This window comes from Pseudoxanthomonas sp. PXM03, from assembly GCF_014852005.1.
In the GTDB taxonomy this organism is placed as follows: domain Bacteria; phylum Pseudomonadota; class Gammaproteobacteria; order Xanthomonadales; family Xanthomonadaceae; genus Pseudoxanthomonas_A.
The window spans coordinates 1,237,711-1,261,516 of record NZ_JACVAU010000001.1; the positions used below are offsets into that span (position 1 = coordinate 1,237,711).

The window sequence follows — 23,806 nt, forward strand, 5'->3', positions numbered from 1 at the left end:
TCAACCTCCGAACAACTTGGTGAAGAAACCCTTCTTCTCAAGGGTGATGAAGCGCATCGGGCGGTCTTCGCCCAGCAGGCGCCCCACGGTGTCGTCGTAGGCCTGGCCGGCCGGCGATTCCAGGTCGAGGATGACCGGTTCGCCCTTGTTGGAGGCGTTGAGCACGTCGCCCGACTCGGGGATCACGCCCAGGGTCTTCAGGCCCAGCACGTCCTCCACGTCCTTGATGCTGAGCATCTCGCCGCCTTCCACGCGCGCAGGGTTGTAGCGCGTCAGCAGCAGGTTGGCCTTCAGCGTCTCGCCGTTCTCGGCCTTGCGGGTCTTGGAGTCCAGCAGGCCGAGGATGCGGTCGGAGTCGCGCACGGAGGACACTTCCGGGTTGACCACCACGATGGCCTGATCGGCGAAGTACATCGCCAGGAACGCGCCTTTCTCGATGCCGGCCGGCGAGTCGCACACGACGTAGTCGAAGCCGTCGTCGGACAGGTCCTTCAGCACCTTCTCCACGCCTTCCTTGGTCAGCGCATCCTTGTCGCGGGTCTGCGAGGCGGCCAGCACGTACAGCGTATCGAAGCGCTTGTCCTTGATCAGGGCCTGCTTCAGGGTGGCTTCGCCCTGGGTGACGTTGACGAAGTCGTACACGACGCGGCGTTCGCAGCCCATGATGAGGTCGAGGTTGCGCAGGCCGACGTCGAAGTCGATGACCGCGACCTTCTTGCCGCGACGGGCCAAACCGCATGCGATGCTGGCGCTGGTGGTGGTCTTGCCCACTCCGCCCTTGCCGGACGTGACTACGATGATTTCAGCCAACGGTGTTCTCCTTGGTCGTTCTTCTATTTGGGGTAACGCAGCGCATCATTCCTGCGCGACGATCTTGAGTTGGTCCTGGTCCAGCCAGATCTGCACGGCCTTGCCGCGCAGTTCCTTGGGTACTTCCTCCATCACCTTGTAGTGACCGGCGACGGCGACCAGTTCGGCATGGAACTCGCGGCAGAAAATGCGCGCATCGGCGTTGCCGCGCGCGCCGGCGAGGGCGCGGCCGCGCAGGGCGCCGTAGATGTGGATGGAGCCGTCGGAGATGACTTCGGCGCCGGCACCCACGGTGCTCAGCACGGTCAGGTCGCGGTTTTCCGCGTAAAGCTGCTGGCCCGATCGCACAGGGGTCTTCTGGACCAGCCCAGGCTTGGTGTCCGCGGCTTTCGCCGTGGGTGCCGGCGCCGCCTTGGCGGGGGCGGGCGCGGGTTCGGCCCGCGCGGGGGCGGGCGTGGCCTGCGCCACCGGTTCGTACTGCGCGCGGAACTTGGCCAGCAGGGGCAGGCCGAGCTGTTCGGAAAGGGTTTCGGTTTCACGCGTGCCATAGGCCAGCGCCACCGGGAGGACGCCGGCGCCGCGCAGACCGTCGATCAGTGCGCGTGCCGTCGCTTCGTCCGGCAGGCGGGTCAGGCCGCCGAAGTCGACGATCACGGCAGCGCGGCCGAACAGCTTGGGCGCGCGCTCCACGCGCTCGCGCATCTCGCGGATCAGTTGGTCGACATCGAGGGTGCGGATGCGGAGGTTGGCGATGCCGACCTGGCCGATCTTCAGTTCACCGGCCTGTTCGTAGTCCATGGAGGCTCGCGTCACGCTCATGTACCCGTCGGCCGTTGCGTGCTGGCATCGGCCAGCAGCCGGGTGCGGGCCCACGGTGCGTCCGGCAGGGCGTCGCCATAGGTCTCGCGGACCCACGGATAGCTGCACAGTTCCTTCATCAGCATGCTGGCGCGCACGTTGGCCTCGGCCATGACGTTCTGGCCGATCTCGCGGAAGCCGAAGCTGCCATGGAAGAGCAGGGCGGGGTCGGCGCCATGGTCGAGGAAGACTTCGCAGGCCAGCTGCGGATAGCGCAGTTCCGCATAGCTCTGCACGTCGGCGTAGAACGCCCGGCCCACGCCACCGCCGCGGCGGCGGCTGGCCACCACGATGCGGTCGATGTAGAAGAACTGCGGGTAGCGGTCGCGGAACCAGGCGAAGTTGCTGCTGTCATGCCCGGCGTTCGAGCCGAAGCCGACCAGGAAACCGGCGAGGTTGCCGTCGCGTTCGGCGACGCGGAAGTACTCGGCCTGTTCGTAGAAGCGGCGGACCTTGGCCGAATCCAGCGGCAGGATCGCCAGTCCGGCATTGTTGTTGAGGGCTAGGACGGAATCCAGCTCGTGCTCGCGCACGTCGCGGATGACAATCGACATTACCTGACTCCGAACGGGTCTTGCAGGGCGGCGCACGGCCAAGCGGGGATTATCGCATGGTGCCGCAGCGACGGGCGAGGCGGCGGGTGAGCGGGGGATGAACCCGGCCATCCCCATTCCAACGCGGGCATGACTTTAGTTGGGACATGGTCGCGCGCGATTCCGCCTAAGATGCCTGGATGTTGGGACGACTCAGCCATACCCGCCTGCTGCGCGCCGCCGGGCTCTACACATGGGCCCTGGTGGGGATTCCCATCATCCTGAATGTGTGGGTGCTGCCGCCGTCCAGCGGAACGGACGAGCAGGGCGTCAACCTGCCGCTGACCGCGCTGTGCTACTTCACCTTTGGCGGCGTCTACTGGCTGGCGACGCGTGCGCTGGATGGCCGTCGGGATGGCCTGCCGGTGGCATGGAACGTGCCGCTGGCCATGGTGCTGACGGCGACCGCGATCGGGGTGGGCTTCTACACCCAGACCGGGCTGGGCGCCGTGCTGCTGCTGATCATGGCCGGCGTGCTGCCCTGGCTGCTGGAACTGCGCTTCGCGGTGGCCTGGCTGCTGGCCGCGCACGTCCTGCTGGTGCCGTCGTTCATGGCCCGCGACGACTTCAATTTCTGGGAGGCCCTGTTCCAGTCGATGTTCTACGTGGGGTTTTCGGCCTTCGTGCTGATCACCACCTACGTGGCGCGCCAGCAGGCCCAGGCGCGTGAAGAGCAGCGGCGACTCAACGCGGAACTGCGCGCCACCCGCGTGCTGCTGGCCGAGAGCGCCCGGGTGAACGAGCGCACCCGCATCTCCCGCGAATTGCACGATCTGCTGGGGCACCACCTGACCGCCCTGAGCCTGAACCTGGAAGTTGCCGGCCACATGACCGAGGGGCGCGCGCAGGAGCACGTGCGCCAGGCGCATACGCTGGCCCGGCTGCTGCTGACCGACGTACGCGAAGCCGTCAGCCAGCTGCGCGACAGCGGCGCCATCGATCTGGGGGCGGCGCTGGTTCCGCTGGCCGAAAAAGTCCCTTCGCTGGCCATCCACATGGATATCGAAGAGCCCCTGACCCTCGAAGACCCGCACCGCGCCCATGTGTTGCTGCGGTGCACCCAGGAGATCATCACCAACGCCGTCCGCCATGCCAACGCCCGCCACCTGTGGCTGCATTGCCGGCGAGATGGGGCGAAGATCCTGATCGATGCCCGCGACGACGGTGCCGGTAGCGGGCAGGTGGTCGCGGGCAACGGCCTCACCGGCATGCGCGAGCGCCTGTCCCAGTACGGTGGCGACCTGCGCATCGAGACACAGCCCGGACGGGGCTTTTGCCTGCACATCGCGTTGCCCGTCAACGAGGCCGTACCCGGCCTCGCGCCCCGCCCCCTTCCACAACCCGAACCCACACCCGAGCTCAGCTCCGGAGGAACCCCGTGATCCGTGTCTGTCTGGTCGACGACCAAACCCTGGTGCGCCAGGGCATCCGTTCCCTGCTGGCGCTGGACGACGGCATCGAGGTGGTGGCCGAGGCCGCAGACGGGAAACAGGCCGTCGACCTGGTCCCGCAGGTCAACCCCGACGTGGTGCTGATGGACATGCGCATGCCGGTGATGTCGGGCCTGGAGGCGCTGCAGGCACTGGCCAGAACGGGCCAGCTTCCCCCCACCATCATCCTGACCACGTTCGACGACGACCAGCTCGTCCTTGCCGGGCTGAAGGCAGGCGCCAAGGGCTACCTGCTGAAGGATGTGTCGCTGGAGCAACTGGTCGGCGCCATCCGCACCGTGGCCGGCGGCGGCTCGCTGGTGCAGCCGGCCGTCACCCAGCGCCTGCTGTCCGGCCTGGAGCACATGCGCAACGAGTTCGTCAGCCTGGACCGCCCGGATCCGTTGACGGACCGCGAGACCGAGATCCTCCGGCTGATGGCTAGCGGCTTCTCCAACAAGGAGATCGCCAACTCGCTGGGTGTGGCCGAGGGGACCATCAAGAACCATGTCTCCAACATCCTTTCCAAGCTGGGTGTGCGCGACCGCACGCGGGCGGTGCTCAAGGCGTTCGAACTGCAGTTGGTCTGAAGTCCGCGGCAGGGTCTGTTGCTGCAGCGCACAGGTGCGCCCTGGCCGCCGAGGCCCCTTTCCATACGCCCCGGAATAGGGCGGCCAACCGGTGTCAGGTGGGCTGCCCGAAGGCTGCCAACCCTGCTAGGATGCGCGTTGCATTTTTTTCACGGCCGAGGCACCGGCCCCCGGAGACTCCTGAATGACCCGTTTGATCGAGTTCGTGATTGCGTTGGCGCTGGTTCTGGCGCTGTTTCTGGTGATCGGCCTGGTCCTGCCGTCCTCGCGCGAGTTGCAGGAAAGCGTCGAGACCAACCGTCGCATGACCATCGTGTTCGACACGCTGAACAACGTGCGTCGACTGAAGGACTGGAACCCGCTGATCCCGAGCGCGGCCAACGAACTGAGCTACTCGGGCGGGGAAGACAACTCCGGCGTCGGCGCGAAGGTGGACTTCAACTCCGCCAATGCGGGCTGGGGCCAGGGCAGCTGGGAAATCGTCGAGAGCGAGCGTCCGGCGCCGAGCGGCGGCACCGGCAAGATCGCGTATGCGATTACCGACAAGCGCATGGGCAGCGACAAGCGCAGCGTCTTCACGCTGGAGCCGAGCGGCAAGAACAACCGCAACGTAAAGATCACTCAGAGCTACGAGGTGAAGTACGGCTTCAACCTGCTCGGCCGCTACGCCGGCATGTACGTGAGTCGCCACGTCGGTGACGCCGTCAAGGCCGGCCTGTCGAAGCTGACCAACATGCTGGCCACCGTGCCGAACTTCGACTACCGCACCGAAGGCAGCCCGCTGACCGACCTGAAAATCGTCGAGGTGCCCGCCGAAGACCTGCTGGTCGTCAACGCAGGCAACATCGACCGCACCAACGACGCCATCAAGGCGTCGATCAAGCAGAACCAGGAGTGGATCAAGCGCGTGATGGATGCCAACGGCCTGGTCGCCGCCGGTCCGCTGCGTATCATCACCACCGACTTCGGCACCGAGAAGTACGCGTTCGACGTGGCGCAGCCGGTCCGCAAGGGCAGTGCAGCGCCGAAGGCCGATGCCGCCGCCGCCGACGGTGAAACGGCACCTGCCGCTGCGCCCGCGCCGGTCGCTTCCACGGGTGAGTTGAAGGTCACCATCCCCTCGGGCGCACCGGTCGAGTACGTTCGTACCGAAGCCCGCAAGTCGGCGTTCGCCAGCTACACCGGCTACATGGCCGAGCTCGACAACCAGCGCAATGCGCTGCGCGCCTGGGCCGTCACCGCCGGCCACGAAGTGGTCGATCGTCCGTACGAGTCCTGGAAGTCGGGTGTCGATGGCTCCTTCGATGCCGGCGGCAAGTTCGACATCTACTGGGCGGTCAAGCAGTAACACTGCCCGGACCATCGTCCGCAATGACGAGTACCACGCCAACGCGCCGCTTCATGCGGCGCGTTGCGTTTGTGGGAGCACGGATCTCCGCGCTTCTTTCCGCCCCTGGCAGGATGCCGGCCCTTCCACGAGGTCTGCAGCACCCATGAATTACGACCGTCGCCAACGCAAGCCTTCTTTCCTCGCGTTTTCCGGGGCCGTGTTCGCCGCTGCGGCTGTCGGCCTGTCGGCGTATGCCTCGCACGGCGGGGGTGCCGGACTCGCGCAGTCGCACCTGCAGACCGCAGCGTTGTTCGCTTTCGGGCATGGGCTTGCCTTGGCGGCGCTGGCGCCCGGCACCACGCGGCGCATGGGCAAAGTGGCGTTGTGCCTGCTGTTGCTGGGCACGCTGCTCTTTTCGGGCAGCCTGGTGGCTGGCGCGCTGGGTGGCCTCAGCACGCGCCTCGCCCCGGCCGGCGGCATTACCCTGATGCTGGGCTGGTTGCTATGGGCACTGGACGCGGTCCGGCGCTGACGCCATGCCCCGTCACGCGCGCGGCTTCGATACGGAACATGCGTGGGACCACCTGACCCGGCGCGACCGCAGACTGGGTGCGTGGATGAAGCGGATCGGCTACATCGAACCGCAGCCCACATGGAAGAAGACCTTCGACCCCGTCGATGCGCTGGCCAAGGCGATCCTTTACCAGCAGCTGAGCGGCAAGGCCGCCGCCACCATCGTGGGGCGCGTGGAAGCGGCCATCGGCAGTGCCCGCCTGCACTTCGACACACTGGGCCGGATTGACGACGTCGCGCTGCGCGCCTGCGGGGTTTCCGGCAACAAGGCACTGGCGTTGCGCGATCTCGCGGCGCGTGAGCAACGGGGCGAAATCCCTACGCTGCGGCAGATGTCCACCATGCATGAGGACGACATCGTCGCCGCGCTGGTGCCCATCCGCGGCATCGGCCGCTGGACGGTGGAGATGATGCTGATGTTCCGCCTGGGACGGCCCGACGTGCTGCCCATCGACGACCTTGGCGTGCGCAAGGGCGCGCAGTTCGTCGACAAGCTCGATGCCATGCCGACGCCGAAGGAATTGCTGGCTCGCGGTGAGAAATGGGGCCCTTACCGCACCTACGCAGCGCAATATCTATGGCGCATCGCGGACTTCGGTGTCGAGGCGAAGACGCCGACGAAGCGTTCGCAGGATTGACCGGGGATCCCGCCCGCCTGTGAAAAGGCGGGCCTTCGGAGTCGCTCAGCTCGCGCCGCTGTCAGTGGCTTTCCCGGCGAACAAGGGGTCCTCGCTGAGCGAGCGCCTGGGTGCCGGCGGGTTGCGTTTCCAGTCCCGCAGGAAACGGTGGTAACGGTAGGTCGCCGTCATCGCACGGAAGTAGAAGATGGCGAACACCAGGCCCAGCACAAGCCCGGAGGGCTTGCCGGTCTCGACCATGACCAGGATCTTCGACAGCACGAAATAGAGCAGCATGATCGTGGCCGCCGTGCGGCTGCGCTTGTAGATGCCGAACGCGAGCAGTGCGATCAGACCGACATCGACGAGATTCCACGCGTCGTAACCAATTTCACGGTCGGCACCTCCCAGCGAAACCAGGGTCACGAGCAACGTCATCGCGCCGGAGATGCATGCAGCGACCCAGCCGTGCTTTATCGGGCGCGTGATTTCGTCTGGCAGGTCACGCTCGAGAGGCTGGCGTGCATCGGCCACTGTCGCGGCGGGACTTTCATACGGGTTGGGTGTGCTCATGGCTTCCTTCCGGTTGGATTCCAGGGACGTAAGGGGCCGAGCGACGCCTTCGCCTGTACCGCCGTCGGCGGTATTCGTCAGCTGACCCGCGCCCAGCGTGTGCGCCGCGTGCCCATACCGTCAAGAGGTGGCCGCTCCCACGAAACACCAATGCCAAGGCTCATAGACGATGCCATGCGGATTGCCGCGCGGGTAACTCAAGACAAAGCCGAAATTGCCGGCATGCCCGGTCAGCCATGCGAAGGCGGCAGTGTGCTCGAACGATTCTTCGGCCGGCGGCTCGCCGGGCGTGCCGATGTCGAGCGCATTGCCGCTGTGGTGTTCGCTGTATCCGGGTGCCGCGTTCACGGTAAGGATCTGGTCCACCGTCTGCCCGCGCGCGCGCTTCCGCGCGAAGATGCCGAGTTGGTAGTCGTGGCTGCGATAACCGGAGATCGCATCCAGCGATACGCCCTCGCGTGCGGCCGCCGCCTGCATTGCGCGCCAGGCCCGGGCTGCGCCGGCGGTCAACCAAAGCGGCCGGCGGTAGCGGTCGAATCCGGCGAAGGCGAGGGCAGCGGGTTCCGCGACCAGCGGCAACCCCGTGCGTTCGCCGTATGCTTCATCCAGTCCCAGCGCGTGGAGCCGATCCTGCAGGGCATGCAGTGGCAACGAGCCCGGCGCGCCTGCATCAAAACCGCGCGTGCCTCCTGCTTCAAGCCTGTCAAGCGCATCCCACGCGTCACCCAGCCCCGGTTCCCGACGAAGGCGTGGCACCAGCGGCTGCACGGCGCGGTGGGAGATCGCGGCCAGGTAGCGGCCGTCGTGCTTGCGGCGCAATACGGTATGCGCCGTCGCGACAGCTCGCGCGTCAGCGTTGCTGCGCACGCGCAGCAGGTCGGCAGGCCATAGTTCGATCTGCGCCGTGTTGAGCAGGATGGATTTCAGCGGTCGGGCGGGCAGGCGGTGCATGCCCGCAGCTTAGCGGCGCGGCGTGGGGGCCGCCAGTTCGCGCAAGCGTGCCAGCACATCGGCAGGGCGTGTCGGGCTGAGCATCAGGAGGCCGCCATCCCGCTGTGGCAACAGCAGGACACGGGTACGGTCGGTGACGAGGCAGAACGCCTTGGTGAGGTTGCGCAATCGGAAATGGCCGGCCTTGAAGCCCGGCAGGCTGAAACCGTTCGTCTTCAGCATCGGTGCCAGGTCGGTGTGTTCTTCCAGGCTCAGTATGCGTGCCCTGTCGAGATCGAAGGCTTCCACCGCGAGCTTCCTGGTGTAGAACGTCGCGAGCACCTGCAATTCGCGGTTGTTCAGCACGATCCGGCGACGCCGCAGGGCGAAGGTGAGCACCACGCCGACGGCCAGCACGAACGGCACCGCCAGCCATGCCGCCGAGGGCGGCGGGGTGCGGGATTCCATCGTCATCGCCACGATCACCGCGCCGATCGCGGCAAGCACCGGCAGCCACAGCCACCAGGCGACGTGGGAGGACAGCGGGGCGACGTCGAATTCCTGCTTCTGTTGCATGGGGCTCCTAGTGCGCGTCGGCGGAGGGAGTACAGGTCTGGAGGATGTCGGCGTAGGCGCGCGGGTCGACCAGTGCGCGGCAGGAGAACAGCAGGCCGGTCGCTTGCGCCACCGCAGTGCGCGGCCGGAGCTCCCAGCGACCACCGGCATGCACGATCGAGACGCCTTCATCGCTCGTGGCCGCCAGTCCCAGCGCGACCCAAATGCGCTTGATCCGTCTGACGAGCCCGGCCACAGCGTCGGCGCTCAGGCCGGCTTCCGGAAGAACAGGCGCACCGAGACTTCGTGTTCGATGAAGAGCGTGCTGACCAGCTCCCACCCTTGCGCGCTCATCTTGTCCAGCTCCTGCTGGATGCGGTCGGTGAGCTTGCCGGCGAACATCTTGTACGGAACCTCGACGACCTTGTGGCTCCAGCGGTGGTTCATGGCGAGTCCTTCCTGGTGTTGGCGGACGCATCGCCCTTCGGCAACCGTCCGGACTTGCGCAACGCATCGCGCAGCACGTATTCGATCTGGGCATTGAGCGATCGCAGTTCGTCGTCCGCCCAGCGCTGCGCCGCGGCCAGGACCTCGGCATTGATGCGCAGCGGATAGGCCTTCTTGTCCTGCTTCTCGCTCACGGGTTGTTCCTGTTGCGGCGCAGCTGCAGCAGCATCGACACGATCAGCGCATTCACCAGCACGACCATCGCGATCACGATGGCGTGTACCCGGCCGTTGTCATCGCCGGCCCAGTACACGCCTACGGCGCCGGCCTGGATCGCCAGTCCCACGAGCACCCAGTGCACGGCCATGCCGCGCGAGCGGGAATCGGGTTCGCGGCTCATCCACGCGCCGATGAGCAGGGCGGGCAGGCCTGAGATGGCGAGGACCAGCGGGACGAGGGCGTGCATGCGCGTGCGCCCGCGTCAGTAGATGGAGCCGGTGTTGACGATGGGTTGGGTGCCGCGCTCGCCGCACAGCACGACCAGCAGGTTGCTGACCATCTGCGCCTTGCGCTCCTCGTCCAGCTTCACCACATCGTTCTTCTGCAGTTCGGCAAGGGCCATTTCGACCATGCCGACGGCGCCGGCCACGATGCGCGTACGGGCTGCGATCACCGCGTTGGCCTGCTGCCGCTGCAACATCGCCTGGGCGATCTCGGGTGCATAGGCCAGATGGCTGATGCGGGCTTCGATCACGTCCACGCCGGCCTTGCCCAGGCGCTCGGCGATCTGCTCCTGCAGGTGCTGCGAGATCTCCTGCGGGTGGCTGCGCAACGCGATCTGGCCATCCTCGTGCTGGTCATAGGGATAGCTGGAGGCCATCGCACGCAGCGCGGATTCGGACTGGATGTGCACGAAGCTCTCGTAGTCGTCCACGTTGAACACGGCTTCGGCCGAATCCACCACCTGCCACACGATCACGGCTGCGATCTCGATCGGGCTGCCATCCAGCTCGTTGACCTTCAGGCGGCTGCTTTCGAAATTGCGGATGCGCAGGGAGATCTTCCTCTTGGTGAAGAAGACGTTGTTCCAGCGCAGGCCGTTGTCCTTCACCGTACCCACGTACTTGCCGAACAGGCTGAGCACGGCGGACTGGTTGGGCTCCAGCTTGTACAGGCCCGCCATGACGAAGAGGGCGGTGGCCCCGAGCAGGGCACCCAGCAACAGGCCGGCGGGCTGCTTGTTGGCGGCGGACATGATGAAGATGGCGGCGGCCCCCAGGGCCAGCAGCAGGACCCCCAAAAGGACCGGAATTCCGGGCAGCGACGACTTGGCGTTCTCTCTCATGGCACATCCCCTTGGTTGAGATTGAAAGATATCAATTTGATATCAAATGTCAACGAGCGGCCTCCGCCGTCCGTCGGCCCGCCCGGTAAACTGGCGCCCTCTTTCCACGGACCACCGCGCATGACGACCCTCGGCACCCCGCTTACGCCCCACGCCACCCGCGTCCTGCTGCTGGGTTCCGGCGAGCTGGGCAAGGAAGTGGCCATCGAGCTGCAGCGACTGGGCGTGGAGGTGATCGCCGCCGACCGCTATGCCGATGCCCCGGCCATGCAGGTTGCACACCGCTCGCACGTGCTGGACATGCTGGATCCGGCGGCGATCCGCGAACTGATCGCGCGGGAAAAACCCCACTTGGTGGTGCCCGAGATCGAGGCTATCCACACCCAGACGCTGGTGGAGCTGGAAGCCGAGGGCGCTGCGCGCGTCATTCCCACCGCGCGCGCCGCGCGGCTGACGATGGATCGCGAAGGCATCCGTCGCCTGGCGGCGGAAACCCTCGGCCTGCCGACATCGCCCTATCGCTTCGTGGATACGTTCGAGGAGTATCGCGATGCGGTGAAGGCCATCGGCCTGCCGTGCGTGGTCAAGCCGGTCATGTCGTCGTCAGGCAAGGGCCAGAGCACGCTGCGCGGCGAGGCGGACATCGACACGGCCTGGGACTATGCCCAGACCGGCGGTCGCGCCGGTGCCGGTCGCTGCATCGTCGAGGGCTTCATCGACTTCGACTACGAGATCACTCTGCTGACGGTGCGCCACGCCGGCGGCACCGCGTTCTGCGATCCGATCGGCCACTGGCAGAAGGATGGCGATTACCGCGAGAGCTGGCAGCCGCAGCCGATGACCGCGCGCGCGCTGGAGCGGTCGCAGCAGATCGCGCGGGCCGTGACAGACGACCTGGGCGGCTGGGGCCTGTTCGGCGTGGAGTTGTTCGTCAAGGGCGACGATGTGTGGTTCAGCGAAGTGTCGCCGCGTCCGCACGACACCGGGCTGGTCACGCTGGTGTCGCAGGAGTTGTCGGAGTTCGCGCTGCATGCACGCGCGATCCTGGGCCTGCCTATTCCGGTCATCCGCCAGAGCGGACCGTCCGCCTCATGCGCGATGTTGGCGCATGGCCACGGCGTGCCGCTGTTCGGCAACGTGGAAGGCGCGCTGGCCGCGCCTGATACCGCGCTGCGCCTGTTCGGCAAGCCGCGCGTGGAAGGGCATCGCCGCGTGGGCGTGACGCTGGCGCGTGCGGACAGCATCGAGACTGCGCGGACGGCAGCGCGCGCGGCCGCCGAAACCATCACCATCGAACTGGAATGAGGGGCGCGCCATGAACGGAAATACCGGCTACGCCGTGTTCTTCTTCCCGCAGGCGCTGGAAGCGTTGGGTGAAGCGATCAAGCCCTATCTGGCCAACCAGCCCGAAGGCCCGCACATCTTCTGCAAGGAGATCGATACCGGCGGCGCCTTCACCGAAATGACCCTGGTGGGCAAGGATGCCGAAGGCCATGACGTGCAGGTGGAGCTGATGGTGCCGGGCAGCATGATCCGGATGATCGTGTCGGCGCAGAACGAGGCCGTCTTCGGCTTCGGCCCACGGATCGCGGCGCCGGCGGTGGGAGCGGCATAAGTCGCGCCGCGGCACTCCGTCCTAGAGGGCCAGGTCCACCCACACCAGATGATGATCGCTGCCATCGGCAATGGCGGCGTGCGGGTGGTCCTTCTTCGGCCAGAACACGCCGCTGCCCATCAACGCGAAGCCGGTGGACGGCAGCACGTAGTCCAGGCGCAGCGCGCCGTTCCGGCGCCCGAAATCACCCGTGACATGCGCGGGTGCGCCACGGCGCTGCAAGCCCTTCGCCGCGTAGGCGAGTGCGACTTCTTCGCCGCCTTCGCTGCGGGGCGTGGCCATGCGCATCACGCGCGGGTGTTCGAGAAGCTCGATGATGGCTTCGTGGTGGCCGTCGCCATCGGCGGGATCGTTGTTGAGGTCGCCTGCGATGACGAAGCGCGCGTCGGCGGCCAGTCCCCCGCATCGCCCCTGGTCGTCGCAGAGCCACGGGACATCGCTCGCGCCCAGGTACTCGCGCCACAGCCGGATTTCGTCGGCATTGCGCAGCCCGTTGCGGTTCTCCGGGCCATCGAACACCGGCGGCGTCGGGTGCGAAACCAGGAAGTGCACCACGCCGTCCTGTGTGCGAACCGGCACGTCCCAGTGCGATTTCGACGACAGGCGCAACTGCTTCCAGACGGCATCGGCGTAGAAAGGTTCGTGTGTCGTCGGGTCGACGGGGTTGCTGGCACCGGGCATCGCGCTCCACCGCAACAGCTGGAACGTGCGCACCTGCGCTTCATCGATCGGGAAGCGCGACAGCACCAGCATGCCGTACTGGCCGGGGTGCAGCCCGTAGCCCCAGGCATCGTTGCCGCGCTCGCGTCCCGCGCTGCCGACACTGCCATTGCGGTCCAGGTCCAGGCCACTGGGTACGCCGGTGTTGACCGGCGCGAGATACCGGTAGGCGTAGTGCAGCGGATCGCCGCCGCCGGGCTGGGCGACATCCAGATAGCGCCGCTGGAACAGGTCGGCGGCGCGATGCGCGTCGTCGTAGTCGAACTCGTTGAGCAGCACCAGGTCGGGGCGCACCTTCTGTAGCACGGCGGCGATCTTGCGCGCATGCGCGTCGTCGCCTTCAAGCTGCCGGATGACGCCGCCCGCCTCGTCGGAAAAGAGCGATGTGTTGTAGGTCGCCACGCGCAACGCCGGCCCCGTTGTGCCGTGGCTGTCGCTGTGCGGGATGAAGCCGCTGCATGCGGCCAGGGCGAGGATCATCGGAAGCAGGACGGTGGGTTTTCGCATGCCGGCATGATGCCATGCAGGCATGACACCCGTGTGCACCCCAGTGCCGTCACTCCGTGCTGCGGTGCCAGCGGCGACCGTCGAAGTGCTCGAGTGGCCGGAAGCGGCGTTTGTAGTCCATCTTGCGATGGCCCTCTATCCAGTAACCCAGGTAAAGGTGCGTGTAGCCATCGCGCCGAGCCCATTCGATCTGCCGCAGGATCGCCAGCGTACCCAGGCTGCGCGCTTCCAGCGCAGGATCGTAGAAGGTGTAGACCGCCGACAGTGCGCCCGGGATGACATCGGTCACCGCCACCGCGAGCAGCTGGCCGTCCTCGCGCAACTCCACGAAACGGCCACGTGACCAGCTGCCCACCAGGAACTGGTCGAACTCCGTCGCCCCGTGGTCGTCCATGCCACCCAGCGGATGGCGGGCGGCCAGATAACGCCGGTAGAGAGCCAGGTGTTCCTCGCCACGCAGCGCGGCGACGATCCGCGTTTCCACGCGCGTGTTGCGCGCGGCGCAGCGGCGCTGGCTGCGGTCCGGGGCGAAGTCGGCCACCGGGATCCGCACCGCCACGCAGGCACGGCATTGCCGGCAGTGCGGGCGGTAGACGATATCGCCCGAGCGACGGAAGCCCCAGCCCAGCGCATCCGGATACAACTGCGGCAGGCGCGGGTCGCGCGGGTCCAGCACCAGGTCGCGCGCGACGCGGTCGGGCCAGTATCCGCAGGGATGCTCTCCGGTATGGAACAGGCGCAGGTCGTCGATAGGCTGGTTGTTCTCGCCCACGTCATCCTCCCCAGCGCGCAGCCAGCGGCCAGAACGCAAGGCCCGCCACTGCGCCAACCACCGCGCCTGCAAGCAGGTCGCGACGCGTGTGGCGTTCCAGCGCGAGGCGCGACCACGCGATGGCGGTGGCGAACAGCAGGGCGATGACCATCCACAGTGTTCCCACCTTGTGCAGCAGGAGCGCGGCGAACACCGCGAATGCGAGGTGCAGGGAGAGCTTGCACCAGCGCGCCGTGAGCATGGCCGCCAGGATCATGAAGGCCGACAATGCCAGCCCGAGCGCAAGCAATGGTTGAGCCCCGCGCCATGCGACCAGCACGGCGCCAGCCGTCAGCGCGATCAGCAGGAAGCGATTCAAGGCGCTGCGCTCATGCCGCGCACTGGCGTCCACGTGCCCCCAGCGCCCACGACGGACCTGCCACCAGGAGAAGCCCATCACCAGCGCAGCGAATGCGCCGAAGCCCAGTGCCGACCACGCCGCTGTTCGGCGTTCCCCCTGCGCCAGCGCGATGGCGAGCACCGCCATCGGCAACACCAGCATCGGGTGGCCGAAGATGGAGAGGGCGCGGGCGAGTGGGGCAGGCATGCGGTCAGCATACTGCGGCGCCGGTGTCGCGTGGACCGCGACCGTCCGCTGGCTGAACGCGGTCGTCGGCGCGTCAACGCGGGCGGCATCGGCGCGTTTTCGGTGTCAGTGGCGCAACCGGCGCCGCGTCTCCAGGAGAACATGATGAACCGCAAGACCCTGCTTTTCGTGGCCGTGCTGGCCGCCCTTGGCGCCGGCTCCGCGCTGGCCGCCACACAGGCCGGCGACGCGCAGAAGCCGGCGCGCGCGAGCCTGGACAAGAATGCCGATGGCGCCATCGACAAGGCCGAAGCGGCGGCGCATCCGCGCCTGGCCGAGCGTTTCGCCGAGCTGGACAAGAACGGCGATGGCAAGCTGACTGCCGACGAACGTCCGCAGCACAAGGGCATGCGCGGACATGGCCGCCATGGCGGATCGCGTCACGGCGATGGCTTCAGGAAGCTGGATACCGATGGCGACGGGAAGGTCAGCCGTGCCGAAGCCGCGGCGCAGCCACGTTTCGCCGAACGCTTCGACACGATGGATGCGAACAGGGATGGCGTGATCGACCGCGCCGATCGTGAAGCGCGCGGCAAGCAACGCCGCGACGAATGGTTCGCCAAGGCCGATGCCGACAAGGACGGCAAGCTGACCCGTGCGGAGATCGACCAGGCGGACGTGCAGCGTCGCACCGAGTTCCAGCAGCGCATGCAGGCCCGCATGGATGAGCGCTTCGCCGCTGCGGACAAGGACAGGGATGGGAGCCTGTCGCGCGATGAAGTGAAGGACAACAGCCGCCTGGCCGGCCGCTTCGATGCGCTGGACAGCAACAAGGATGGCGCCCTGTCCCGGGAAGAACTGGCCGCCGGCAAGCCTTCCCGACGCTGAGCACCACGCACGCACCCGGGTTTCAGGGTGCGTACGGACCGGGTCGTCAGAAAGAGAGGCGGCCTGACATGATCAGCCCCGTGAACAGTCCGGTCAGCGCCAGGCCAACAGCCAGCACGAGACCCCACATCCGCCAGAAGCGCTGGCGATGCACCTGCCGGCGCATGCCTTCCGGGTCGCGTTGCAGGTCCCGGTCCTGGCGGCGCTTCAGGATGCGCGGCAGCCAATGCCCGCTGGCCCAGCAGATGCCGCCGATGTAGACCAGGGTTACCCCCAGGTGCGGTACCCACCCGCGCATCTGTGCCAGGGCGATGATGCCCGCGACGAAGCCCGCGATCAGCAGGGTGCAGAACACGCCGTAGCGAACCAGGTCGCGTCGTTCCTGCGCATCCAGAGGATCTTTCAGCGGCTTGCGGATGCCGAACCACACCGCACTGATGCCGATGAATGTTCCCAGCGCCGCGACGCCTGCCGATCCGCCCAGCAGCTTCAGTAATCCCTTGCCCGCAACCGCACCGCCACTGCCGAGTACAGCGGCCCCCGCGATGGGTGGTGCAGCAACCGCCAGCATGCCCAACACCCCGCTGGCGAACGCCGCCGACGGCGCCGACGTGTGCGCGAACTCGGCGAAGCGCGTCATCAGGTCTTCGCGCACGTACTGGCGCGCACGCGACAGGCGCTTGCGCACGGCGGCGTCGGTGATGCCCAGCAACGTGGCGACCTGGTGCGAGCGCTGGCCTTCGCGGTAGTAGAGCAGCAGCACTTCGCGACTGTCTTCCGGCAAGGCCGCGATGACCTCGCGCGCGGCCTGTTCCTGTTCGGTCTGCAACAGCGTCTCGGCCGGCGTGGGCGCGGTGTCGGCGGCGAGCGTCAATGCCAGTTCCGCCGTACCGCCCGTCATCGGACGCCGTCGCTGCGCGCGCAGGTGGTCGCGCGCCAGGTTGCGGGTGATCTCGCGCAGCCAGGGCAGGAAGCTGTCCGGGTTCTTCAGCGTGGCCAACTGCCGCCATCCTTTCAGGAACGCTTCCTGCGCGATGTCCTCGCTGGCCTGCATATCGCGCGTGATCGCCAGCGCGATGCCGGTGATGGCGTTCTGGCACATCGCCACCACGCGGCCGTACGCCGCATGGTCGCCGCGCGCGGCCGCCGGCAATGCCTCACGCAGGGAAAGTTCGATCGCCAGGGCGTCCATGATGTCTTCGCTTCTTCGTGGTCATGCAGGCACGACGACCGGCGAAGCAGAGTGTGACCCGCCCGGGAAGGCCGGGGAACTACAGGAGCAGGCGCCCGCTGTCGATCAGCGCAAACAGGATGGCGCCGATAGCGAGCACACTGGTCAATGCCACGGCCTTCCTGCCGATCACGTAGTCGTAGCCGCGCCGCCGTTGCGTGTTGGCCGGATGGGCGAGGATCGGATCCATGATCCGGGGCAGGGTGACCAGGTACTGGTAGTTGATCGCGCACAGGCCGGCCAGCGTTACCGCGAGAATGGCCTGCGACCCGGTGAAGAGCACGGTCGCCAGCATCAGGCAGAACAGCCATGCCGAGCCGGTCACGGTATTGAGGGCCATGAAGCGGCGCACCTGCTGGCGTTCCTGCGCGGTCTGGCAGAAGCGCGCCAGGTACCACCACGTGAAGGCATAGCCCGCGAGGCCCCCGGCGATGCCGCCGATCATGCCGCCCAGCACGGCCGGGTGGTGGGTGATCTGTTCGAAGATCACGCCGAGCGACCCACCGGCCACGCCACCGGTGATACCGCCGGTGGTCAGCCCGCCCGTCCCCAGTTTGCCGAGGCCCAGGCCACTGCCCAGCACGCCGGTGCCGATCATCGTCGCCGCGCTCGCGGCCGGCATTGCCCCGACCAGTCCCCCAAGCACGATCATGGTGAAGGCGGCGCTGGGTGCGGTGGTGCGCGCGAAGTCGCTGAAGCGCTTCAACAGTTCTTCGCGAACGCAGGCGCGCGCCCGCGACAGCCGCTTGCGCACGGCGGCATCGCTGAGGCCCAGCAGCTCGGCTACCTGTTGCGAACTCTGGCCCTCGCGATAGAACAGCAGCAGGGTTTCGCGACTGTCCTCCGGCAGTGCGGAAATGATCTCGGTGGCAGCGATTTCCTCCTCCGTCTGCAACAGGCGCTCCGACGGCGAAGGGTCAGGATCGGCGGCCATGCCGATGGCGATCTCGGCCGCTTCGCCGGACAACGGGCGGCCGTGCTGCGCACGCAGCCAGTCGCGGGCCTGGTTGCGGGTGATCTGTCGCAGCCAGGGCAGGAAACTGGCGGTGTTCTTGAGCTTGTCGAGCTGCTGCCAGGCCTTGAGGAAGGCCTCCTGCGCGATGTCTTCGCTGGCCTGCACGTCGCGGGTGATCGCCAGGGCAATCGCGGTGACGGTGTTCTGGCAGGCGTTGACGATGCGGCCGTAGGCTTCGTGGCTGCCGCGCGCGGCAGCGGGCAGTTCGGTCTGCAGCATCAGGTCGAGGGCAAGGGCAGTCATCGGGTCAGGATCATCGGAGGGGCTGATGACCCTGACGGACCGGTGCGACGGATGTGACCAGAACCGGCACTGCAGGTGCCGGGCTCAGCCGCCGGTGGCGGGCTGGATGCGGATGCGGTCTTCTTCCGGCGCTGCATCGGCCGGTGCGGGGGCGGGCGTTTCCTGCGGCTGCGGTACCGGCGCGGGCGCAGGCGCGGGGCGCCGCATCCACATCACGGCCGCAGCCAGGGCGATCAGCGCCAGCAGGACCAGACGGATGCGCCAGGCCCACGACCGCCGCGGCGCGGCGTCGGCTTCCTGGTCGGTGCGGAACGTCAGCGTGGGCCCCTGGCCCGGACGCGTGGTCTCCAGCAGGCCGGCTTCGCGCAGCAGTGCGCGGGCGCGTGGCTGGTCCTCGGCATGGCGTACCCACAGCGCGGGCTGCAGCTGGGCCTTCACCGGTTCGGTATAGCTGAATTGTCCGCCGCGCTTGCTCTGGTAGGAGCGGCCGTTGCTGATGAAGACGGGAATGCCCGCCTCGGTCAGCATCTTGGCCACGCCTTCGACGGTCTCGATCCGCTGGCTGGAGAACACTTGCCGCATGCGTGCGCCCTCAGTCCTTCGCCGGCACGGCCGACGCCGCTTCCGCGTCCGGCACCACGCGGATCAGGCCTTCCTGCGCGGTGCTGGCGACCAGCCGGCCCTGGCGGTCGAAGATCTGTCCCCGCGCCAGGCCGCGCGAACCGCTCGCACTGGGGCTGTCGATGGAATACAGCAGCCAATCGTCCGCGCGGAACGGGCGATGGAACCACAGCGCATGATCCAGTGACGCCATCTGCACGTTGGGCTGGTAGTAGCTGATGCCGTGCGGGTAGGTGGCCGTGCCCAGCAACTGGAAATCGGAGGCATAGGCGAGCAGCGCGCGATGCAGTTCGGGCGAATCGCCCACGGGTTCGCTCAGGCGGAACCAGACCTGCTGGAACGGCGGGCGCTTGGGCGGGTTCAGTTCATCGCGCGGATAGACGTGGCGGAACTCGAACGGCCCGCGCCGCGACATCCAGCGCTGGACCTTCGGCGGCAAGGTGGCCATCACGTCCGCGGGCACGGGTGGGGCATTGGCGATGTCTTCCGGCTGCGGGACTTCCGGCATCGACAATTGATGTTCCGCGCCGTCTTCCCCGGCCTGGAACGACGCGGCGCAGAAGAAGATCACCCGGCCATGCTGGATGGCGGTCACCCGGCGCACCGAGAAGCTGCCGCCATCGCGCGTGCGGTCCACTTCGTAGACGATCGGGGCTTCGATGTTGCCGGCACGCAGGAAGTACGCATGCAGGGAATGTGCGCGGCGCTCGCCGCTGCTGCCATCCACGGTGGCCTGTGCGGCCGACAGCGCCTGGCCCAGTACCTGGCCGCCAAAGACATACTTGGTGCCGATGTCGCGGCTCTGGCCGCGGAACAGGTTGTCTTCCAGCCGCTCCAGCGACAGCAGTTCGATCAGTTCGGAGACGACGGGTTCGGGAGCGGGGGACAAGGGCGCGATGCCTGTGGCGATGACCGGCGAATTATAGCGGCCAGCCTGTAGGAGGGGCTTGAGCCCCGACGCTTCTGGCGGCTCCCAACGCGAAGCATCGGGGCTCAAGCCCCTCCTACACGGGATGGTCTGGCACCAGGCGCTCCAGTGGGGTGGCGCGCAGCACGGCATCCCAAGGGAACAGCGGGCCGGGATCCATCTTGCGCGGCACGCTGACGTCCGGGTCGTCGCTGGCGGGTTCGCGCGCGGTGTCCAGTTCTTCGTGCCCGGCGATGTAGCGCAGCGCGGGCAGTTCCTGCCGCAGATGCTCTAGCAGCGCTTTCAGGGCGTCGATCTGCGCGTCGGGGTAGGGCTGTTCCATCTTCTGGCTGCCGACGGCGAGCCAGTCGGGATAGCGTCCGGTATTGACCAGTTCGATGCCGACCGAGCGCGGGTTGTAGCCGCGCACATGGTGGGCGACGCGGTCCGGCCGCACATAGACGTGCACGCTGCCGTCCCGGTCGATGTAGTAGTGGCCGCTGTTGCCGGTGCCGGACGCATGCAGGATGCGTTCGCCGTACTCGCGAGCCATCGCCAGGTCGGGCAGCTCGGTGCAGTGGATCACCACCAGGTCGATCTGCGCCAGCGGACGCGCATCCAGCTTCTCCTCGTAGGGCAGCGGATCGACGATGCAAGCGAAAGTGGGGCGTTCGGTGCTCATGCGCCGATGCTAGCAGGCGGGGGCGGGCCGTAGCCCGGTCCGGTAAACTGGCGGCCTTCCCCGCCAAGCCGGTTCCTCATGCCGCTCAACCCCGAATCCCCGCTGGCCAAGCTCATGGCCACCCTGCCGCGTGCCGGCAAGGTGGAGTGGATCGGCCTGCGGCCGGCCCGCGATGAGATCATGGTCGCCACCGGGATCGTCGAAGCCGTCACCGGCGTTGGCCTGGTCGGGGACCGCTACAAGGGCGGCAGCGGCAAGCGTGGCATCACCCTGATCCAGGCCGAGCACCTGCCGGTGATCGCAGCGCTCGCGCAGCGTCCGGACCTGGTGCCCGCGCTGCTACGACGGAACATGGTCGTCTCCGGCATTCCGCTGATCGCCCTGAAGGAGCGTCGTTTCCGCATCGGCGACGCGGTGTTCGAGGGCACCGAGGAGTGCGATCCGTGTTCGCGCATGGAAGATGCGCTGGGCCCTGGCGGCTACAACGCGATGCGCGGCCATGGCGGCCTGTGCGCGCGCGTCGTCGAGGGCGGCACGTTCCGCGTCGGCGACGTGGTGGAAGCGCTGTGATGCGTGGCCACTGCATCCTGTCGCACGGCTTCGAGAGCGGCCCCGACGCCACCAAGGTCACCGCGCTGGCGGATGTCGCCGAACGCCTGGGTTGGAGCCACGAACGTCCCGACTACACGGACCTCGACGCGCGGCGTGATGTCAGTTCGCTGGGCGATGTGGTGGCGCGGCTGGATCGCCTGCGTGGCCTGGCGCAGGCGGCGGCCGCGCGCGGCCCCGTGGTGCTGGCCGGTTCCAGCCTCGGCGCCTATATCGCCGGCCGCATCTCGCGCGAGGTTCCGGTGCGCGGCCTGTTCCTGATGGCACCGCCGATCAGCATGGGCCCGCTGCCGGAACTTGACGCCGCCGCGGTGCCGGTTTCCGTCATCCACGGGTGGGATGACGAACTGATTCCCGCGCAGGCCGTGGTCGACTGGGCGCACGCGCGCCGCGCCCGCCTGCTGCTGGTGAACGACGGGCACCGGTTGTCGGACCACGTGGCTGCGTCGGCGGAGGCATTCGGGCAGTTGCTCGCCAGTCTTTGATTTTCCCTGCCGTCATTCCGGCGCATGCCGGGCTTTCAACCGCCGAACGGCGGGTCATCCATCTTGCTTTCTGTCACTGCCAAGGTCGGAAGCAACATCGACATGGCTCCCTGCTTTCGCGGGGATGACGACGCTCAATATCCGAGGTTTCCCTTGAAGTTCTTCGTCTCCTGCGCCAAAGGCCTGGAATACCTGCTCGCCGATGAGCTGCTTGCGCTCGGCGTCCCCAAGGCCACCGCCACCGTCGCGGGCGTGAATGCCGATGGCGAACCGCTGGATGCCCAGCGCGCCGTGTTGTGGTCGCGCCTGGCCAGCCGCGTGTTGTGGGCCATTGCAGAGTTCGAGTGCCTCGATGAGCAGGCGCTGTATGACGGCGTGATGGCGATCGCATGGGAGCAGCACACGCGGCCGGAGCTGACGCTGGCGGTCGATGCCCATGTCTCCGGCGAAGCCATCACCCACGCGCGCTACGCCGCGCAGCGCGTCAAGGATGCGGTGGTCGACCGCCTGCGCCAGCAGGGGCTGGAGCGGCCCTCGGTGGACGTGGAACAGCCCGACGTGCGCATCAATCTGTCGCTGCGCAAGGGGCGCGCGACGATCTCCATCGATCTGGGTGGCGGGCCGATGCATCGTCGGGGTTGGCGGCAGGCACAGAACGAAGCGCCCTTGAAGGAAAACCTCGCGGCCGCCGTGCTGATGCGTGGCGGCTGGCCGGCGCTGTACCACGAAGGGGGCGCGTTGCTGGACCCGATGTGCGGCAGCGGCACGCTGCTGATCGAAGGCGCATTGATGGCGGCCGATGTCGCACCCGGCCTGCAGCGGCACGGCAGCCTGTTGCCGTCGCGCTGGCTGGGCTTCGATGCGGAGGCGTGGCGTGCCCTGTTCGCCGACGCGGTGCAGCGCGAATCCGAGGGCCGCAAGGCCCTCAGGCCGGCCTTCTTCGGCAGCGATGTCGACCTGGGGTCGATCCGCGCTGCCCGGGACAACGCGGTGCTCGCAGGCCTGGCCGGCCAGTTGCAGTTCGAGGCATGCGACGTGGCGCAATTGCCCGTGCGCGAAGAACCACGCGGCCTGGTGGTCTGCAATCCGCCCTACGACGAACGCTTGGCGGCCGACGCCGCGCTGTATCGCGCGCTGGGGGATGCGTTGCAGCGCGCGGTGCCGCAATGGCGGGCCAGCCTGCTGTGCGGCAATGCGGAGCTGGGGTATGCCACCGGCCTGCGCGCCGGCAAGAAGTACCAGTTGTTCAACGGGGCCATCGAGTGCGCCCTGATCGTCTGCGACCCGGTCGCGGTGCCTGCACGCGAACCGCGCGAGGCGCGTCCGCTGTCGGACGGCGCGCAGATGGTGGCCAACCGCCTGCGCAAGAATCTGAAGAAGTTCAAGAGCTGGCGCGCGCGCGACGGCGTCACGTGCTACCGCGTCTACGACGCCGACCTGCCCGAGTACGCCGCCGCCATCGACGTGTATGCCGAGGAAGGCGGGGAGGCGCGGACTTTCCTGCACGTGCAGGAATACGCCGCGCCCGCCACCATTCCCGAGCACGACGTACGTCGCCGTTTCAGCGAGCTGCTGGCGGCCACGCGCGAGGTGTTCGGCGTGCCGCAGGAGCAGATCGCGGTGAAGTCGCGCGAACGCGGCAAGGGCGGCGCGAAGTACGGCCGCATGCAGCAGCGGGACGAATTCGTCGTGGTGCGCGAATCGGGTGCGCTGCTGCGGGTGAACCTGTTCGACTACCTGGACACGGGCCTGTTCCTCGACCACCGGCCGCTGCGTTGGCGCATGGCGCAGGAAGCGCGCGGCAAGCGGTTCCTCAACCTGTTCTGCTACACCGGCGTGGCCAGCGTGCAGGCGGCGGTGGCGGGCGCGGCGACCACGACCAGCGTCGACCTTTCCGCGACCTACCTGCAGTGGTGCGCTGACAACCTGGCCGAGAACGGCCTTGGCGGTTCAAAGCATCGTCTGGTGCAGGCCGATGCCATGCGTTGGCTGGAAGCGGAGCAGGGCGAGTACGACCTGGTCTTCTGCGACCCGCCCACATTCTCCAATTCCGCCCGTGCCGACGACTTCGACGTGCAGAAGGAGCAGGTGCGCCTGTTGCGCGCGGCGGTCGCCCGCCTGGCGCCGGGCGGCGTGCTGTACTTCAGCAACAACTTCCGCCGCTTCAAGCTGGACGAGGATGCGGTAGCCGAGTTCGCGCGCTGCGAGGACATCAGCGCGAAAACCATTCCCCCGGATTTCGAGCGCAACGCCCGCATCCACCGCGCGTGGCGGCTGACGCGGGCGTAAGCCGCC

The 23,806-nt window shown here is 67.6% G+C and carries 29 protein-coding genes and 2 pseudogenes; 12 read left to right on the forward strand and 19 right to left on the reverse strand.

Going from position 1 to position 23,806, the window contains the following annotated elements:
* The 3 genes from minD to IB223_RS05670 are packed head-to-tail and all read right to left on the reverse strand — an operon-like array spanning window position 1 to window position 2,222.
* Window positions 1-810, reverse strand: a complete 810-nt coding sequence (gene minD, locus IB223_RS05660) for a septum site-determining protein MinD (protein WP_142123892.1) — start codon at window positions 808-810, stop codon at window positions 1-3.
* A gap of 45 nt (window positions 811-855) precedes the next feature.
* A complete protein-coding gene (gene minC, locus IB223_RS05665) occupies window positions 856-1,623 on the reverse strand; it encodes a septum site-determining protein MinC (RefSeq protein ID WP_343227170.1) in 768 nt (255 codons plus the stop codon).
* Window positions 1,624-1,625: 2 nt separating this feature from the next.
* Window positions 1,626-2,222 (reverse strand): GNAT family N-acetyltransferase, encoded by a 597-nt coding sequence (locus IB223_RS05670; RefSeq protein ID WP_192200661.1) that lies wholly within the window; start codon window positions 2,220-2,222, stop codon window positions 1,626-1,628.
* Between the two features lie 179 nt (window positions 2,223-2,401).
* On the opposite strand from IB223_RS05670, the gene IB223_RS05675 reads away from it, so the two are divergent.
* From IB223_RS05675 to IB223_RS05695, 5 genes are all read left to right on the forward strand, one after another.
* Window positions 2,402-3,643: a sensor histidine kinase gene (locus IB223_RS05675; RefSeq protein ID WP_192200662.1), complete on the forward strand. Its 1,242-nt coding sequence runs from the start codon at window positions 2,402-2,404 to the stop codon at window positions 3,641-3,643.
* Entirely contained in the window at window positions 3,640-4,281 is a 642-nt protein-coding gene (locus IB223_RS05680) for a response regulator transcription factor (RefSeq protein WP_142123895.1), read from the forward strand. Before IB223_RS05675 ends, IB223_RS05680 begins: the two co-directional genes overlap by 4 nt.
* Window positions 4,282-4,465: 184 nt before the next feature.
* Window positions 4,466-5,629, forward strand: a complete 1,164-nt coding sequence (locus IB223_RS05685) for a polyketide cyclase (protein ID WP_192200663.1) — start codon at window positions 4,466-4,468, stop codon at window positions 5,627-5,629.
* 145 nt (window positions 5,630-5,774) lie between these two features.
* The gene (locus IB223_RS05690) at window positions 5,775-6,143 is read left to right on the forward strand and encodes a DUF423 domain-containing protein (protein WP_192200664.1); all 369 of its coding nucleotides are present in this window, start codon (window positions 5,775-5,777) and stop codon (window positions 6,141-6,143) included.
* 4 nt (window positions 6,144-6,147) lie between these two features.
* A complete protein-coding gene (locus tag IB223_RS05695; RefSeq protein WP_192200665.1) occupies window positions 6,148-6,822 on the forward strand; it encodes a DNA-3-methyladenine glycosylase in 675 nt (224 codons plus the stop codon).
* 45 nt (window positions 6,823-6,867) lie between these two features.
* On the opposite strand, the gene IB223_RS05700 is transcribed toward IB223_RS05695, so the two are convergent.
* The 8 genes from IB223_RS05700 to IB223_RS05735 form a co-directional block, all read right to left on the reverse strand.
* Window positions 6,868-7,374, reverse strand: a complete 507-nt coding sequence (locus IB223_RS05700) for a hypothetical protein (RefSeq protein ID WP_192200666.1) — start codon at window positions 7,372-7,374, stop codon at window positions 6,868-6,870.
* 120 nt (window positions 7,375-7,494) lie between these two features.
* Window positions 7,495-8,325: a M15 family metallopeptidase gene (locus tag IB223_RS05705; protein ID WP_192200667.1), complete on the reverse strand. Its 831-nt coding sequence runs from the start codon at window positions 8,323-8,325 to the stop codon at window positions 7,495-7,497.
* Between the two features lie 9 nt (window positions 8,326-8,334).
* Window positions 8,335-8,880, reverse strand: coding sequence for a PH domain-containing protein (locus tag IB223_RS05710; RefSeq protein WP_192200668.1), 546 nt, complete (start codon window positions 8,878-8,880; stop codon window positions 8,335-8,337).
* 7 nt (window positions 8,881-8,887) lie between these two features.
* Entirely contained in the window at window positions 8,888-9,115 is a 228-nt protein-coding gene (locus IB223_RS05715; RefSeq protein ID WP_192200669.1) for a hypothetical protein, read from the reverse strand.
* A gap of 11 nt (window positions 9,116-9,126) precedes the next feature.
* A complete protein-coding gene (locus IB223_RS05720; protein WP_192200670.1) occupies window positions 9,127-9,306 on the reverse strand; it encodes a DUF4177 domain-containing protein in 180 nt (59 codons plus the stop codon).
* The gene (locus tag IB223_RS05725; protein ID WP_192200671.1) at window positions 9,303-9,500 is read right to left on the reverse strand and encodes an Arc family DNA binding domain-containing protein; all 198 of its coding nucleotides are present in this window, start codon (window positions 9,498-9,500) and stop codon (window positions 9,303-9,305) included. Before IB223_RS05725 ends, IB223_RS05720 begins: the two co-directional genes overlap by 4 nt.
* Window positions 9,497-9,772, reverse strand: a complete 276-nt coding sequence (locus IB223_RS05730) for a hypothetical protein (RefSeq protein ID WP_192200672.1) — start codon at window positions 9,770-9,772, stop codon at window positions 9,497-9,499. Before IB223_RS05730 ends, IB223_RS05725 begins: the two co-directional genes overlap by 4 nt.
* A 15-nt stretch (window positions 9,773-9,787) precedes the next feature.
* Entirely contained in the window at window positions 9,788-10,651 is an 864-nt protein-coding gene (locus IB223_RS05735) for an SPFH domain-containing protein (RefSeq protein ID WP_192200673.1), read from the reverse strand.
* 120 nt (window positions 10,652-10,771) lie between these two features.
* Here IB223_RS05735 and purT point away from each other — a divergent pair, with 120 nt between their 5' ends.
* Window positions 10,772-11,956, forward strand: coding sequence for a formate-dependent phosphoribosylglycinamide formyltransferase (purT, locus tag IB223_RS05740; RefSeq protein WP_192200674.1), 1,185 nt, complete (start codon window positions 10,772-10,774; stop codon window positions 11,954-11,956).
* Between the two features lie 10 nt (window positions 11,957-11,966).
* Complete coding sequence (locus IB223_RS05745) at window positions 11,967-12,266, forward strand: hypothetical protein (protein ID WP_192200675.1); 300 nt, start codon at window positions 11,967-11,969, stop codon at window positions 12,264-12,266.
* A 21-nt stretch (window positions 12,267-12,287) separates the two neighbouring features.
* On the opposite strand, the gene IB223_RS05750 is transcribed toward IB223_RS05745, so the two are convergent.
* Genes IB223_RS05750 through IB223_RS05760 form a run of 3 tightly spaced genes read right to left on the reverse strand, consistent with a single transcriptional unit; the run spans window position 12,288 to window position 14,851 of the window.
* The gene (locus IB223_RS05750; RefSeq protein WP_192200676.1) at window positions 12,288-13,493 is read right to left on the reverse strand and encodes an endonuclease/exonuclease/phosphatase family protein; all 1,206 of its coding nucleotides are present in this window, start codon (window positions 13,491-13,493) and stop codon (window positions 12,288-12,290) included.
* A gap of 49 nt (window positions 13,494-13,542) precedes the next feature.
* Window positions 13,543-14,265 (reverse strand): arginyltransferase, encoded by a 723-nt coding sequence (locus IB223_RS05755; protein ID WP_192200677.1) that lies wholly within the window; start codon window positions 14,263-14,265, stop codon window positions 13,543-13,545.
* Window position 14,266: 1 nt separating this feature from the next.
* Window positions 14,267-14,851: a phosphatase PAP2 family protein gene (locus tag IB223_RS05760; protein ID WP_192200678.1), complete on the reverse strand. Its 585-nt coding sequence runs from the start codon at window positions 14,849-14,851 to the stop codon at window positions 14,267-14,269.
* A 141-nt stretch (window positions 14,852-14,992) separates the two neighbouring features.
* Here IB223_RS05760 and IB223_RS05765 point away from each other — a divergent pair.
* Both IB223_RS05765 and IB223_RS18810 read left to right on the forward strand, forming a co-directional pair.
* Window positions 14,993-15,505 (forward strand): annotated as a pseudogene (locus IB223_RS05765) (calcium-binding protein); the annotation flags it as partial.
* Window positions 15,506-15,558: 53 nt separating this feature from the next.
* Window positions 15,559-15,718: pseudogene (locus IB223_RS18810) on the forward strand (hypothetical protein); the annotation flags it as partial.
* 46 nt (window positions 15,719-15,764) lie between these two features.
* Here the strand turns inward: IB223_RS18810 and IB223_RS19015 are convergent.
* From IB223_RS19015 to IB223_RS05790, 5 genes are all read right to left on the reverse strand, one after another.
* Complete coding sequence (locus IB223_RS19015; protein WP_192200680.1) at window positions 15,765-16,910, reverse strand: RNA polymerase sigma factor; 1,146 nt, start codon at window positions 16,908-16,910, stop codon at window positions 15,765-15,767.
* A gap of 79 nt (window positions 16,911-16,989) precedes the next feature.
* The gene (locus IB223_RS05775; protein ID WP_192200681.1) at window positions 16,990-18,207 is read right to left on the reverse strand and encodes a sigma-70 family RNA polymerase sigma factor; all 1,218 of its coding nucleotides are present in this window, start codon (window positions 18,205-18,207) and stop codon (window positions 16,990-16,992) included.
* An 84-nt stretch (window positions 18,208-18,291) separates the two neighbouring features.
* Entirely contained in the window at window positions 18,292-18,789 is a 498-nt protein-coding gene (locus tag IB223_RS05780) for a DUF2007 domain-containing protein (RefSeq protein WP_192200682.1), read from the reverse strand.
* Window positions 18,790-18,799: 10 nt separating this feature from the next.
* Complete coding sequence (tesB, locus tag IB223_RS05785; protein WP_192200683.1) at window positions 18,800-19,717, reverse strand: acyl-CoA thioesterase II; 918 nt, start codon at window positions 19,715-19,717, stop codon at window positions 18,800-18,802.
* Window positions 19,718-19,832: 115 nt separating this feature from the next.
* Window positions 19,833-20,417 (reverse strand): N-acetylmuramoyl-L-alanine amidase, encoded by a 585-nt coding sequence (locus IB223_RS05790; RefSeq protein WP_192200684.1) that lies wholly within the window; start codon window positions 20,415-20,417, stop codon window positions 19,833-19,835.
* Window positions 20,418-20,495: 78 nt separating this feature from the next.
* On the opposite strand from IB223_RS05790, the gene IB223_RS05795 reads away from it, so the two are divergent.
* The 3 genes from IB223_RS05795 to rlmKL all read left to right on the forward strand — a co-directional run bounded on the left by IB223_RS05795 (window position 20,496) and on the right by rlmKL (window position 23,800).
* Window positions 20,496-20,987: an MOSC domain-containing protein gene (locus IB223_RS05795; protein WP_192200685.1), complete on the forward strand. Its 492-nt coding sequence runs from the start codon at window positions 20,496-20,498 to the stop codon at window positions 20,985-20,987.
* Complete coding sequence (locus IB223_RS05800; RefSeq protein WP_192200686.1) at window positions 20,984-21,511, forward strand: YqiA/YcfP family alpha/beta fold hydrolase; 528 nt, start codon at window positions 20,984-20,986, stop codon at window positions 21,509-21,511. The genes IB223_RS05795 and IB223_RS05800 overlap by 4 nt, the downstream gene beginning before the upstream one ends.
* Window positions 21,512-21,664: 153 nt before the next feature.
* Window positions 21,665-23,800, forward strand: coding sequence for a bifunctional 23S rRNA (guanine(2069)-N(7))-methyltransferase RlmK/23S rRNA (guanine(2445)-N(2))-methyltransferase RlmL (gene rlmKL, locus IB223_RS05805; RefSeq protein WP_192200687.1), 2,136 nt, complete (start codon window positions 21,665-21,667; stop codon window positions 23,798-23,800).
* Window positions 23,801-23,806: the final 6 nt, after the last annotated feature.

What these genes read in the sequence shown, in the direction of transcription:
- IB223_RS05670 (WP_192200661.1), bottom strand. Translation starts at nt 2,222, where the DNA reads ATGTCGATTGTCATCCGCGACGTGCGCGAGCACGAGCTGGATTCCGTC.
- IB223_RS05675 (WP_192200662.1), top strand. Translation starts at nt 2,402, where the DNA reads ATGTTGGGACGACTCAGCCATACCCGCCTGCTGCGCGCCGCCGGGCTC.
- IB223_RS05685 (WP_192200663.1), top strand. Translation starts at nt 4,466, where the DNA reads ATGACCCGTTTGATCGAGTTCGTGATTGCGTTGGCGCTGGTTCTGGCG.
- IB223_RS05690 (WP_192200664.1), top strand. Translation starts at nt 5,775, where the DNA reads ATGAATTACGACCGTCGCCAACGCAAGCCTTCTTTCCTCGCGTTTTCC.
- IB223_RS05695 (WP_192200665.1), top strand. Translation starts at nt 6,148, where the DNA reads ATGCCCCGTCACGCGCGCGGCTTCGATACGGAACATGCGTGGGACCAC.
- IB223_RS05700 (WP_192200666.1), bottom strand. Translation starts at nt 7,374, where the DNA reads ATGAGCACACCCAACCCGTATGAAAGTCCCGCCGCGACAGTGGCCGAT.
- IB223_RS05705 (WP_192200667.1), bottom strand. Translation starts at nt 8,325, where the DNA reads ATGCACCGCCTGCCCGCCCGACCGCTGAAATCCATCCTGCTCAACACG.
- IB223_RS05710 (WP_192200668.1), bottom strand. Translation starts at nt 8,880, where the DNA reads ATGCAACAGAAGCAGGAATTCGACGTCGCCCCGCTGTCCTCCCACGTC.
- IB223_RS05720 (WP_192200670.1), bottom strand. Translation starts at nt 9,306, where the DNA reads ATGAACCACCGCTGGAGCCACAAGGTCGTCGAGGTTCCGTACAAGATG.
- IB223_RS05730 (WP_192200672.1), bottom strand. Translation starts at nt 9,772, where the DNA reads ATGCACGCCCTCGTCCCGCTGGTCCTCGCCATCTCAGGCCTGCCCGCC.
- IB223_RS05735 (WP_192200673.1), bottom strand. Translation starts at nt 10,651, where the DNA reads ATGAGAGAGAACGCCAAGTCGTCGCTGCCCGGAATTCCGGTCCTTTTG.
- purT (WP_192200674.1), top strand. Translation starts at nt 10,772, where the DNA reads ATGACGACCCTCGGCACCCCGCTTACGCCCCACGCCACCCGCGTCCTG.
- IB223_RS05745 (WP_192200675.1), top strand. Translation starts at nt 11,967, where the DNA reads ATGAACGGAAATACCGGCTACGCCGTGTTCTTCTTCCCGCAGGCGCTG.
- IB223_RS05750 (WP_192200676.1), bottom strand. Translation starts at nt 13,493, where the DNA reads ATGCGAAAACCCACCGTCCTGCTTCCGATGATCCTCGCCCTGGCCGCA.
- IB223_RS05760 (WP_192200678.1), bottom strand. Translation starts at nt 14,851, where the DNA reads ATGCCTGCCCCACTCGCCCGCGCCCTCTCCATCTTCGGCCACCCGATG.
- IB223_RS19015 (WP_192200680.1), bottom strand. Translation starts at nt 16,910, where the DNA reads ATGGACGCCCTGGCGATCGAACTTTCCCTGCGTGAGGCATTGCCGGCG.
- IB223_RS05775 (WP_192200681.1), bottom strand. Translation starts at nt 18,207, where the DNA reads ATGACTGCCCTTGCCCTCGACCTGATGCTGCAGACCGAACTGCCCGCT.
- IB223_RS05780 (WP_192200682.1), bottom strand. Translation starts at nt 18,789, where the DNA reads ATGCGGCAAGTGTTCTCCAGCCAGCGGATCGAGACCGTCGAAGGCGTG.
- IB223_RS05790 (WP_192200684.1), bottom strand. Translation starts at nt 20,417, where the DNA reads ATGAGCACCGAACGCCCCACTTTCGCTTGCATCGTCGATCCGCTGCCC.
- IB223_RS05795 (WP_192200685.1), top strand. Translation starts at nt 20,496, where the DNA reads ATGCCGCTCAACCCCGAATCCCCGCTGGCCAAGCTCATGGCCACCCTG.